The sequence below is a fragment of the Salinibacterium amurskyense genome (assembly GCF_002797685.1).
Lineage (GTDB): Bacteria > Actinomycetota > Actinomycetes > Actinomycetales > Microbacteriaceae > Rhodoglobus > Rhodoglobus amurskyensis.
The window spans coordinates 714,026-727,071 of sequence record NZ_PGFH01000001.1 but is presented as its reverse complement, the minus strand read 5'-3'; the positions used below and the strand labels follow the sequence as shown (position 1 = coordinate 727,071).

7 protein-coding genes are annotated in these 13,046 nt (G+C 59.8%); 3 read left to right on the top strand and 4 right to left on the bottom strand.

Annotated elements, in window-relative coordinates:
• Positions 1-20 precede the first annotated feature (20 nt).
• Together CLV85_RS03325 and CLV85_RS13320 are read right to left on the bottom strand one after the other, a co-directional pair.
• On the bottom strand, positions 21-1,694 hold the full coding sequence (locus CLV85_RS03325; protein WP_100388171.1) for a GspE/PulE family protein: 1,674 nt from the start codon (positions 1,692-1,694) through the stop codon (positions 21-23).
• A 92-nt stretch (positions 1,695-1,786) separates the two neighbouring features.
• Complete coding sequence (locus tag CLV85_RS13320) at positions 1,787-2,233, bottom strand: hypothetical protein (protein ID WP_147433341.1); 447 nt, start codon at positions 2,231-2,233, stop codon at positions 1,787-1,789.
• 229 nt (positions 2,234-2,462) lie between these two features.
• On the opposite strand from CLV85_RS13320, the gene CLV85_RS03315 reads away from it, so the two are divergent.
• Genes CLV85_RS03315 through CLV85_RS03305 form a run of 3 tightly spaced genes read left to right on the top strand, consistent with a single transcriptional unit; the run spans position 2,463 to position 5,289 of the window.
• Positions 2,463-3,080 carry a response regulator gene (locus CLV85_RS03315; protein ID WP_229820348.1) on the top strand — a complete coding sequence of 206 codons (618 nt, stop codon included), beginning with the start codon at positions 2,463-2,465 and terminating at the stop codon, positions 3,078-3,080.
• On the top strand, positions 3,077-4,294 hold the full coding sequence (locus CLV85_RS03310; RefSeq protein ID WP_100388169.1) for a sensor histidine kinase: 1,218 nt from the start codon (positions 3,077-3,079) through the stop codon (positions 4,292-4,294). Before CLV85_RS03315 ends, CLV85_RS03310 begins: the two co-directional genes overlap by 4 nt.
• Positions 4,291-5,289, top strand: coding sequence for a phospholipase D-like domain-containing protein (locus CLV85_RS03305; RefSeq protein ID WP_100388168.1), 999 nt, complete (start codon positions 4,291-4,293; stop codon positions 5,287-5,289). Before CLV85_RS03310 ends, CLV85_RS03305 begins: the two co-directional genes overlap by 4 nt.
• Positions 5,290-5,451: 162 nt before the next feature.
• On the opposite strand, the gene CLV85_RS03300 is transcribed toward CLV85_RS03305, so the two are convergent.
• On the bottom strand, positions 5,452-9,333 hold the full coding sequence (locus tag CLV85_RS03300) for a DNA-directed RNA polymerase subunit beta' (protein ID WP_100388167.1): 3,882 nt from the start codon (positions 9,331-9,333) through the stop codon (positions 5,452-5,454).
• 44 nt (positions 9,334-9,377) lie between these two features.
• Positions 9,378-12,902, bottom strand: a complete 3,525-nt coding sequence (gene rpoB / locus CLV85_RS03295; protein WP_100388166.1) for a DNA-directed RNA polymerase subunit beta — start codon at positions 12,900-12,902, stop codon at positions 9,378-9,380.
• Positions 12,903-13,046 lie beyond the last annotated feature (144 nt).

Below are 13,046 nucleotides of genomic sequence, written 5' to 3'. Positions count from 1 at the left end.
ATTCCCCCAGATACTTCGTCTTATGCGACGACGCGCAAAATCTCTTCGACTGACGTCAAGCCGAGTTGAGCTTTCGCCCAACCGTCCATGCGCAGCGTGCGCATTCCCTGCTCAACGGCGACTCGGCTGATTTCCGCGCTCGAGGAGCGTGCAACAGCGAGACGTTCAATCTCTTCAGTCACTGCCATAACTTCGTGCAGTGCAATTCGACCGCGGTATCCCGTCTTGGAACACACGGTGCACCCGACGGGTGCGTAGAGAGGCGGCATCGGACCTTCTGGGTTGAAGCCAACCTTCAAGTTCACGAGATCCTGCGGGTTGTGAGTCGCAGGCTGCTTGCAGCGGTCGCAGAGGCGACGCGCAAGTCGTTGAGCCACAACGCAGTCAATAGCCGAACCAACCAAGAAGGGCTCGATGTCCATCTCGATGAGTCGCGTGATTGCGGCAGGAGCGTCGTTGGTGTGAAGGGTGCTCAACACGAGGTGGCCAGTAAGCGCGGCTTCGATCGCAATCTGCGCCGTTTCCTGGTCTCGGATCTCACCAATCAGCACGACATCCGGGTCAGATCGCAGAATTGAACGCAGCGCGCTCGCGAACGTGAGTCCGGCCTTCGGGTTGACTTGAACCTGGTTGATTCCCGCCATGCGGTACTCCACCGGGTCTTCAACCGTGATGACGTTGATCTCCGGGCGAGCAACGGCGTTCAGGGTTGTGTAGAGCGTGGTCGACTTACCAGAACCCGTAGGCCCGGTGACGAGGATCATGCCGTAAGGCTTGGTGTACGCCTCTTTGTAAATCTTGGCGTTGTGCTCGAGCAGGTACAGCTGGCTCAAGTCGAGCGTCGTGTTCGAGTTGTCGAGAATACGCATAACGACTTTTTCGCCGTATACGGTCGGCAACGTGGCAACACGAAGGTCGATTTTCTTCTGACCGTGGATGACGGAGATACGGCCATCCTGAGGCTTACGACGCTCAGCGATATCCATTTCAGCCATGATCTTGAGGCGCGAGATGACACCGTTCTGAATCTGGCGAGGAGCGCGCTGCATCTCATGGAGAACACCGTCGATGCGGTATCGAACGCCGAGGTCGTGCTCGCCGGGCTCGATGTGAATATCCGAGGCCTTGTCTTGGATGCCCTGGCTGATGAGCAGGTTCACGAAGCGAACGATAGGTGCATCGTCTTCGGTCGGCTCGTTGTTGTTCGCCGCGAGAGCGACGTCCGTGGTTGTTGCTTCTTGCTCGAGCTCGCTGCTCAGGCTGGAAAGCTCACCGTCTGCGCGGTGGAAGCGGTCGAGTGCGGTCTGGAGGTCGCTGCGCTCAGCAACGACTACACGGATCTGGCGACCCGTTGCCGAACGAATGTCATCGAGGGCAAAGATGTTGCCGGGATCGACCATGGCCAACACGAGGTATCCCTCGCTGAACGCGATCGGCAAAACCTCGTGACGGCGGCAAATCGCAGCCGGTGCAAGAGCAACGGCCTGGTGGTCGACGGCGAAGTCGACGAGCTCAACAAACGGGACTCCGGCCTGGGCGGCGCGCGCAGAAGCGAGCTGTGCCGGCGAAATGGTTCCGCTGTCGAGTAAGTTTCGGACGAGTGCTTCCTCGTCGGTGTGAGAAGTTCCTACAGAATCGATGCTCTCAATCGGCATCATTCCGCGAAGAATCAGTACTTCAGCAAGTGTGGTCACGCGTGCCTCCCCCCAAGGTCCTAGCGGAGTCCAACGCTAATCGACTCACATCTGCACCACTAGCCCCACTTGTGAGGGGTAGTCAGGACGTTTCAGGAAGCCCATTCGCCGCGAGTCGCAGCATTGAGTGCCAAATTGATGTTCTTTTCGACGTATACGGCCAATCGAGGCAACGCACATTCGGTGATGACATCAGAAATATCTTGGGCGTGACGGTAAGCACAGGCTTGCACTGTGGATCGCGCGGCCGAGAGGCAAGGTGAACACGGTCGAGTTGATCGCGCATCTTCACCACGGCAGTGCCGCTCTTCGTGGAGCGCGACGGCGAGCTGAAAAGTTACGAGCTCCAGAGTCTCCACAAAAGCATGGAAGAGATCGTGCGGCCAGTGCCCGGCGCGGTCGAAGGCAGAGAAATCGGAATCACGGCAGACCACGCAGCCGGCCTCGGTTCCGGCAGCGGGCTGTCGCCATTCCGAAACGAGGCGATACCAGCGCTGGAGAGAGCAGTCGATGAGATCGTTAACCGCGTGACGATTCATAAGCCCTCTCCCCCGAAAGATGATCATCTGACCTACTGATGGTCGCACCGCGGCAGAGTTCGCGGCAGTCGTCACAATCAATGACACCCGTTTGGGGGACAGACAGAAAGTTCCGGTACATTTGTCGTAGGTGACTGCAAACCATGCGGGCCATACGCTTACCCTGATCCGAACGGGGACACGATTGACACCGCACGACGAACTGCCACGCACCTATCGCATAGGGCACGTGGACGATCACGAAACTGTGCAGCTCGGTTTTGCATCGCTCCTGGGGCACTGCGCTGACATTTCTCTTCAGGCCTCGGTCGCGAGCGTGCATGAACTTGAAGCCGTCGCCGACGACCTCGACCTTGTTGTTCTCGATGTGCGCCTCTCGGACGGCAGCACGGTTGACGAGAATGTCGCCTGGTTGCGGGAGCGCGGTCTTAACGTCTTGGTGTTTACCGCAGCGGACAACGCCTCCGAAGTGCGTGCGGCATCTCGAGCGGGCGTACTCGGGATCGTGCGCAAGTCAGAGTCACGCGAGGTGATTGTTGATGCGGTTCGCGAAGCAGCGCTCGGCAACCCGGTGGTGACTACCGACTGGGCCGCCGCGTTGGACTCCGACCCGGAACTTGCAGCGGCGGGGCTCAGCCCCAAGGAGCAAGAGGTGCTCGCCCACTACGCCTCGGGCGATAAGTCGGTCGCGGTGGCTCACCGAGCTGGTCTCTCTGCGAGCACCGTCGCTGAGTATGTTCGTCGCATCCGTCACAAGTACGCGATGGCGGGACGGCCAGCCGCCACGAAAGTTGATCTGTACAAGCGTGCAGTTGAAGACGGCATACTTCCTCCCCCGCACTCATGAGCATCGGCGCGATTGTGGGCAGTACAGCCGTTCCTCCTCGCGTGGAAGGGGGCGCCGAGCTCGGAGTCGTGCGCACGATGACGTTCGTGTTCGCTGCCGCCTCGATGATGTTTTTGGGGCTCTCGGTCGGGTCATTCTTTGACGAAGCCGCCTACGTACTGCCGCATTGGGAATTGGTGGCCGGCATCGCCGTGTTCGGTACGCCACTGATTATTGCCGCAGCGTCTCCGTGGAGTTCACTGCGGCAGCTTCGCATTCTGCACGGGGCATATGCGGTCATTTTCGCCGTCGCCGTGCTGAGTTGGGTGCCTGCATTCGCCAATGGCCCGATGCCTCCCGAAACCGCGCCCTGGGTCGTCGGTCTCACGGCGCTGGGCACGACCCCTGCCGCGATCGCCTGGCGTCCGGTGGTTGCGTGGGCGTATCTACTGGCAGCATCATTCGTGATCGCCCCCATCCGCATCATCGCCGACGGAGGCGCAGATGTGTCCCTGGCCGTGCAGTTCGCCTTCTTCACGATCACCGTGTGTGCCGCTTTCACTGCCGTCGCCACCGTCGCAATGGCCGCTGGTCGTGAAGTGGATGCCGCTGCGGCTGCCGCACGCAGCTCGTCAATGCGCGCAGCAGCGCTCACCGCCCGCGGCGAAGAGCAGGCCCACCTCGATGCTCTCGTGCACGACGAGGTCATCGCGACGATCTTCGCGGCTGCCGGCGCCGGGCGCAGTGACTCGGCATCGACCCGAGCGCAAGCCGCGCGCACAATCGCACGGCTCAGCGAACTCAGCGGCGCGACAGCAAGCGTTCCTGAGCTCGTCCACGTTGACTACTTTGTGCAGGGGCTTGCGTCATCCATTACAGAAACAACGGATGCCGCTGAACTCACTGTGGAAGGCTCGCGTGAAGCCCCCTTGCCTTCGTCGATTGCAAGCGCGCTCATCGAAGCGACCGTCGAGGCGCTGCGTAATAGCGTGGTGCATGCCGGAAGTGACGCCGCCGCAGTATCGCGGGAGGTTCGCCTTCTTCTCTCGCGCGATGGTGTGGAGATCACCATCAGCGACGACGGCCAAGGCTTCGACCCCGCATCGGTTCCGGCCAACCGTCTGGGCATCGTGGTGAGCATTCTGGGTCGCGTGAACGCATTCCCGTGCGCCCGCGCAACGGTGTGGTCCGAACCGAATCGGGGCACTCGAGTGACGGTGGGGTGGTCCGAATGATTCATGAGCTAACACCGCGAACACGGTTGGACCTGCCTCAGATCACGGGCCGCGGAGCGCACGCATTAATTTGGATCTACTTTGTGACGATTTCGGCTCTCGCCCTGCTCTCGCTCGATGACGTTGAGTCCGCCACTCCCGTCTACATCTCGATCGCACTGTTTGCCAGCATCTGGTTCGTGCTCACTCACGACACCCGACCCCGCGTCGGAGTGGGCGCGAGCATCTACGTCATCGTCGCGAGCATCGTGGCAGCCGCCATCTCGTCACACAATGCCATGGTCGGTGGATTCTCTCAGTGGTACGTGGGCGCGGGCGCGCTCGCCATGTTTTACCTCAGCCTTCGCCGGCGAAACCTCTTAGCGTGGCTCGGCTTCGCTGCGATCGGTGGAGTCGTAATTCTGTGGGGACTCTCCACCGAGGATCGGCTTCTCGAGGCAATCCTTCTCGTGGCACGTCAGGCGCCGTTCGTGCTTGTCGGCTCCCTTTTCTCTCTCGGCATGAGACGCACTCGCCAACGACTGGACGGCATCCACAGCGTGGAGACCGCTCGCGCCGCGGCCGAAGCTGCTGCCCTCGCACGAACGGCGGAACGCTCGCGGCGACTTGCAGGCCTCGATGCCGCCGTTGGCGTGCAACTTCAGCGCATCGCTGATGGCGACGAACTCACGGATGACGACCGCGCGGAACTCTTGATTGCTGAAGCGCGCCTGCGCGATAGCCTTCGCGCGCGCCAGCTCGACCTCCCCGAGATTGTGGCGGCGGTGCAACGCGCTCGACGCCGCGGCGTCACCGTCGTGCTGCTTGACGACCGCTACCCGCTACCGCTGCCCATCGGCGCTCTCTCCACCGTCACCGAAGCTGCCGTGCGCATTCTCGACGAGACCGCTGACGGCTCCGTCACCATCCGCTTGCTGCCCGCTGGGCGCGCGCTGCTGGCCACGATGGTCACGGATGACGAAGAGTACTCGCGTATCGAGATCCCGGCTCCGTAGCCGCCGTACCGCGCTGCGCCCTGCCGCGCTGCCGCGCTCCGCCTTGCCGCGCTCCCCGTTACCGCGCTCCGCCCTTGCCGCGCTTCCGCTTAACGACGAAGGACCCCCGTCGCAGTGACGAGGGCCCTTCGTGGTATCACCCGGAGGTGATGCCGAGACTACTTAGTTGTAGGTTCCCGGCGTGGAGTCATTCGAGCTGAAGCTGTCGAAGTCGACGAAGCTCAAGTCGCTCTCAGTGAGGCTTGCATCATCAGCGAAGATGCGGTTGGGGTAACGTTCGGCTTTCGCCTCTTCCGTTGCCTCGACCGATACATCGCGGTAGCGAGCCAATCCCGTACCAGCCGGGATGAGCTTACCGATGATGACGTTCTCCTTGAGTCCCATGAGCGGGTCGGACTTGCCTTCCATGGCCGCCTGCGTAAGAACGCGGGTGGTCTCCTGGAACGACGCAGCCGACAGCCACGACTCGGTCGCCAGCGAAGCCTTGGTGATACCCAAGATCTCCTGACGAGCGGATGCCGTTGCCTTGCCCTCGGTGAGAACACCGCGGTTGAGCTCGTTGTACTTCGAACGGTCGACCAGCTCACCCGGGAGGAGCCCAGTGTCACCGTGATCAACAACAGTCACCTTGCGGAGCATCTGACGAACGATGACCTCAATGTGCTTATCGTGAATCGGTACACCCTGCGAGCGGTAAACGCCCTGGACACCATCAACGAGGTGCTGCTGCACGGCACGGACACCGCGAACACGAAGAACTTCCTTCGGGTCAACGTTTCCGACGTGAAGCTGCTGTCCGAGCTCAACGTGCTCGCCATCCTCAATGAGGAGGGTTGCACGACGCAGTACCGGGTAAGCGATGGGCTCGTCGCCATTGTCTGGCGTGAGGATCAGCTTGCGGCTGCGGTCGGTGTCTTCGATCGTGACGCGACCAGCGGCTTCTGCGATGGGGCTTGCACCCTTAGGGGTACGAGCTTCGAAGAGTTCCGTAACGCGGGGAAGACCCTGCGTAATGTCGTCTGCCGAAGCAACACCACCGGTGTGGAAGGTACGCATGGTCAGCTGGGTACCGGGCTCACCGATCGACTGTGCGGCGATAATTCCGACAGCCTCACCGATGTCAACGAGAAGACCGGTTGCGAGCGAGCGGCCGTAGCAGACTGCACACACACCAACAGCGGACTCACACGTGAGCACCGAACGAACCTTGATGCTGTGAACACCGGCTGCAACGAGCTTCTCGAGCAGAACGTCTCCGACGTCTGCACCAGCAGCAGCGACTACATCGCCCTTGTCGTTGGTGGCATCGGCAGCGAGGCTGCGAGCGTAGACCGAGTTCTCAACGTTGTCGTCGAGGATCCACTTGCCATCAGCGTTCTGCGCTGCGATGGGCATGTCCAGTCCCTTGCGGGTGCCACAGTCGTTCTCACGAATGATGACATCCTGCGACACGTCAACGAGTCGACGCGTGAGGTATCCGGAGTCTGCCGTACGCAGTGCGGTGTCGGCCAGTCCCTTACGAGCACCGTGAGTCGAGATGAAGTACTCGGCTACGGTCAGGCCTTCCTTGTAGGAGTGAACGATCGGGCGAGGGATAATCTCACCCTTCGGGTTCGATACCAGACCACGCATACCGGCGATCTGACGAACCTGCATCCAGTTACCACGAGCACCCGACGACACCATGCGGTTGATGTTGTTGTCAGTGCGGAAGTTGGACTGCATGGCAGTCGCTACTTCTGCGGTTGCCTTGTTCCAGATCTCGATGAGCTCCTGACGACGCTCGGCGTCGGTCGTGAGTCCCTTCTCATACTGGCCCTGAACCTTGGCGGCAATCTTCTCGTAGCGACCGATGATCTCCGGCTTGGTCGGCGGGGTCACGATGTCAGACAGCGCAACGGTTACACCCGAGCGAGTAGCCCAGTGGAATCCAGCGTCCTTGATCGCGTCCAGTGCCGAGGCAACATCCACCTTCACGTACCGCTCAGCGAGGTCGTTGACGATGGCCGAGATCTGGCCCTTGTCTGCGAGTGCCTCGATGTACGGGTAGTCCTTCGGAAGCGCCTCGTTGAAGAGCGCGCGACCAAGGGTCGTTTCCATGAGCTTGGACTGTCCCTGAACGAAGCCCTCGGGAGCGTCTTCCTCAGCGAGGTAGACGTTGTCGAGACGCAGTCGTACCTTCGCGTTGAGGTCGAGCGAGTGCTGGTCGAACGCGAAGATCGCTTCAGCGACCGACGAGAACGCACGGCCTTCGCCGACAGCACCCTCCGTGAGCGTGGTCAGGTGGTGCAGACCGATGATCATGTCCTGTGTGGGCAGAGTCACCGGGCGACCGTCAGACGGCTTGAGGATGTTGTTGCTGGCGAGCATAAGAACACGAGCTTCAGCCTGTGCCTCTACCGACAACGGAAGGTGAACAGCCATCTGGTCACCATCGAAGTCAGCGTTGAATGCAGCACAGACGAGGGGGTGAAGCTGAATAGCCTTACCCTCAACGAGCTGAGGTTCGAATGCCTGGATGCCCAAACGGTGCAGGGTTGGTGCACGGTTCAACAGCACGGGGCGCTCACGAATGATCTCTTCGAGTACGTCCCACACCTGCGGACGTGCACGCTCAACCATGCGCTTGGCGCTCTTGATGTTCTGCGCGTGGCTCAAGTCGATCAAGCGCTTGATAACAAACGGCTTGAACAGCTCGAGAGCCATCTGCTTGGGAAGACCACACTGGTGCAGCTTGAGCTGCGGTCCAACGATGATCACCGAACGACCGGAGTAGTCAACGCGCTTTCCGAGCAGGTTCTGGCGGAAACGACCCTGCTTACCCTTGAGCATGTCGCTCAAGGACTTGAGGGCACGGTTACCAGTACCGGTGACGGGACGGCCACGACGACCGTTGTCGAACAGTGCGTCAACGGCTTCCTGAAGCATGCGCTTCTCGTTGTTGACGATGATCTCGGGAGCACCGAGGTCAAGGAGACGACGCAGACGGTTGTTGCGGTTGATCACACGACGGTAGAGGTCGTTGAGGTCGGAGGTCGCGAAGCGGCCACCATCCAACTGAACCATCGGGCGAAGCGCCGGAGGAATAACCGGAACAACATCGAGAACCATAGCGGCCGGCGAGTTGCCGGTCTGCAGGAACGAGTTGACTACACGCAGGCGCTTGATGGCGCGGATCTTCTTCTGACCCTTGCCGTTAGCGATCTGGTCGTGCAGTTCAACGCTCTCGAGCGCGAGGTCGAAGGACTCAAGACGCTTCTTGATCGCTTCGGCACCCATGAATGCTTCGAAGTAGCTACCGAAACGGTCCTGCAGTTCCTGGAAGACAGAGTCTTCAGGCTTCAGGTCACCAATCTTGAGGGTGCGGAAGTCTTCCCACACGCGCTCAAGCTGAGCAATCTGCTCATCGATCGACTTACGGAGCTGAGACATTTCCTTCTCAGCAGCATCCTTGACGCGGCGCTTCTGGTCGGCCTTCGCACCCTCTTCTTCAAGAGCGGCGAGGTCTTCCTCGAACTTGGTCAAGCGGTCGGCGATGCGGGAATCGCGCTGGCCCTCGAGCGTCTTGATTTCGAGACGGATCTCGTTCTCAAGCGCGGGGAGGTCAGCGTGACGGCCTTCTTCGTCAACCGAAATGATCATGTACGCAGCGAAGTAGATGACCTTTTCGAGGTCCTTCGGTGCCATGTCAAGCAGGTAACCGAGACGGCTCGGAACACCCTTGAAGTACCAGATGTGAGTAACCGGAGCGGCGAGCTCGATGTGGCCCATGCGCTCACGGCGCACAGCCGACTTGGTTACTTCAACACCACAGCGCTCACAAACGATGCCCTTAAAGCGGACTCGCTTGTACTTGCCACAAGAGCACTCCCAGTCGCGCGAAGGTCCGAAGATCTGTTCGCCGAACAGACCGTCTTTCTCCGGCTTGAGTGTGCGGTAGTTAATGGTCTCTGGCTTTTTTACCTCACCGTGCGACCAGCGACGAATGTCGTCGGCGGTAGCGAGACCGATTTTGATTTCATCAAACGCGTGAACGTCGAGCAATTTATCTTCTCTCTTCGAAAGTTCTGCAGTCGTAATCGGTCGGGTTAGATCTCGTCAACAGACGAGGATTCGAACCGCGCAGAAATGTTGATGCCCAACTCTTCAGCGGCACGGAACGCTTCATCGTCCGAGTCGCGCAGGTTGACCGTTGAACCGTCTGCCGAAAGAACTTCGACGTTGAGGCACAGCGACTGCATTTCCTTGATGAGCACCTTGAAGCTTTCGGGAATACCCGGCTCCTGGATGTTCTCGCCCTTAACGATGGCTTCGTATACCTTGACGCGACCGAGGATGTCGTCCGACTTGATCGTCAGAAGCTCCTGCAGTGCGTATGCGGCACCATATGCCTCGAGCGCCCACACTTCCATCTCACCGAAGCGCTGTCCACCGAACTGAGCCTTACCACCGAGTGGCTGCTGAGTAATCATGGAGTACGGACCGGTTGAACGAGCGTGGATCTTGTCGTCAACGAGGTGGTGCAGCTTGAGGATGTACATGTAACCGACCGAAACGGGCGCCGGGAACGGCTCTCCCGAACGACCATCGAACAGACGGGTCTTACCCGTGTGGTCGATGAGGCGGTCGCCGTCACGAGTAGGAGTCGTGGAGTCGAGAAGACCCGCGATTTCCTCTTCGTACGCACCGTCGAATACAGGGGTAGCAACCTTGGTTCCGGGGGCAGCGCTGAACGCTTCCTCCGGGAGGTTCTTTGCCCACTCCGGCTTGCCTTCAACTTCCCAGCCCTGCTTTGCAACCCAACCGAGGTGGGTTTCGAGGACCTGACCGAAGTTCATTCGACCGGGGATACCGAGGGGGTTCAGGATGATGTCAACCGGGGTTCCATCGGCCAAGAACGGCATGTCTTCGACAGGCAGAATCTTGGAGATAACACCCTTGTTGCCGTGACGACCAGCGAGCTTGTCACCTTCGGTGATCTTGCGCTTCTGGGCGATGTACACAACAACACGCTGGTTGACGCCCGAGCCAAGCTCGTCATCGTTGTCTGCGGAGAATTCCTTGACAGCAATGATCGTGCCCTGCTCACCGTGGGGAACCTTCAGCGAGGTGTCGCGAACTTCGCGGCTCTTCTCGTTGAAGATGGCACGGAGCAAGCGCTCTTCAGCCGAAAGCTCAGTCTCACCCTTAGGCGTGACCTTGCCGACGAGGATGTCGCCGGGGCGAACCTCTGCACCGATGCGGATGATTCCACGCTCGTCGAGGTCAGCCAAGAGTTCTGGGCTAACGTTCGGCAGATCGCGCGTGATCTCTTCCTTACCGAGCTTGGTGTCGCGAGCATCCACTTCGTATTCTTCGATGTGGATCGACGACAGTACGTCATCCTTGACCAGGTTCTGGCTCAGGATGATCGCGTCCTCGAAGTTGTGACCCTCCCACGGCATGAATGCCACGAGGAGGTTCTTTCCGAGGGCGAGCTCGCCGTTCTCCGTTGCGGGACCATCAGCGATGACCTGACCAACTTCGACGCGCTCTCCGGCGCTGACGATAACGCGGTGGTTGTAGCTCGTGCCCTGGTTGGAGCGGTCGAACTTGCGCAGGAAGTATTCCTGCGTTCCGCCCTCATCGAGCTGAACAACAACGACGTCTGCAGAAACCTCAGAGACAACACCAGCCTTGAGCGTGGTGACAACGTCACCAGAGTCAATAGCGGCGAAGGCTTCCATACCGGTTCCCACGAGCGGGCTCTCGCTGCGCAGCAGCGGGACAGCTTGACGCTGCATGTTGGCACCCATGAGTGCGCGGTTTGCATCGTCGTGCTCAAGGAAGGGGATGATCGAGGTCGCTACCGACACCATCTGGCGCGGCGAGACATCCATGTAGGCAATGTCTTCAACGGGAACGAGGTCAACCTCGCCACCCTTCTTACGAGCAAGAACGCGGGGCTCAGCGAACCGCATGTCCTTGGTAAGAGGCGCGTTTGCCTGCGCAACGATGAAGTCGTCTTCATCGCTTGCAGTCAGGTAGTCGATGGTCGTCGAAACAACGCCGTCGATCAAACGACGGTACGGGGTCTCGATGAAACCGAATGCGTTGATGCGTGCGAACGATGCGAGCGAACCGATCAGACCAATGTTGGGGCCTTCAGGAGTCTCAATCGGGCACATACGGCCGTAGTGAGAGGGGTGAACGTCTCGAACCTCAACGCCAGCGCGCTCACGGCTCAGACCACCAGGGCCCAGCGCCGAAAGGCGACGCTTGTGGGTCAGACCCGCGAGCGGGTTGTTCTGGTCCATGAACTGCGAGAGCTGCGACGTACCGAAGAACTCCTTGATCGCAGCGACGACGGGGCGCACGTTGATCAGGGTCTGCGGGGTGATGGCTTCGATGTCCTGCGTGGTCATGCGCTCGCGAACAACACGTTCCATACGGCTGAGGCCGGTACGAACCTGGTTCTGGATGAGCTCACCCACGGCGCGGATACGACGGTTACCGAAGTGGTCGATGTCGTCTACGTCGAGACGGATGTCAACCTTCTTGCCGTCGCGAACACCCTTGATGCTGGCTGCACCGCTGTCGCTAACCGCAACGTTGGGAGCAGTGGTGTCGTGGAGCGACACCATGTACTTGATGGTGGCAATGATGTCTTCAACGGTGAGGACCGACTCTTTAATGTCGGTGTCGAGACCAAGCTTGCGGTTGATCTTGTAGCGACCAACCTTCGCGAGGTCGTAACGCTTCGAGTTGAAGTAGAAGTTGTCGAGAAGCGCGCGTGCGGCTTCTGCAGCTACCTGCTCGCCCGGACGCAGCTTGCGGTAGATGTCCTTGAGCGCCTCTTCCTTGGTGAGGATGTTGTCCTTCTCCAAGGTGGCCTCGATCGACGGGAAGCCCTTGAACTCCTCGAGGATCTCTTCGCTGGACAGGCCGAGGGCCTTCAGGAAGACCGTGACCGACTGCTTGCGCTTACGGTCGATGCGAACGCCGACCTGATCGCGCTTGTCGATCTCGAACTCAAGCCAAGCACCACGGCTCGGGATGATGCGAGCCGAGTAGATGTCCTTGTCGGAGAGCTTCTCGGGCTGGCGGTCGAAGTACACACCAGGCGAACGAACGAGCTGAGAAACAACAACACGCTCGGTTCCGTTGATGATGAAGGTACCGCGAGCCGTCATGAGCGGGAAGTCACCCATGAAGACGGTCTGAGTCTTGATCTCACCGGTGAGGTGGTTCATGAACTCAGCGTTGACGTACAGAGGCGCAGCGAAAGTCTTGCCGCGCTCCTTGCACTCGTCGATGGAGTACTTCGGCTCTTCGAGCTCAGGATCGGTGAACGACAGTTGCATCGTCTCACCGAGGTCTTCGATCGGCGAGATCTCTTCAAAGATTTCGTCAAGACCACTGCGTGTAGGCAGATCGGTGCGGCCAGCGGCAACACCATCCGTTACACGCGTTTTCCAGCTGTCGTTGCCGACGAGCCAGTCAAAGCTCTCGGTCTGCAATGCAAGCAGATCGGGAACCGTGAGTGTGTCAGTAATTTTAGCGAAAGAAAGCCGCGAAGCTGCGCGGCCATTCTTTGGGGACTTATTGGTGGACGCATCGCGCGCAGCAGCCAAGGAACAACCTCCGTGAACCCCGTCGGGTTCGTCTGTCAAGATGATTGACGGTCGGTAATGAAATGCTCACCAGAATCACCCCGCCGCTATACTCGGGGCACCCAGCTGTCCGCAATATGACTGCTTAATTTGTCTGGGAGCGCA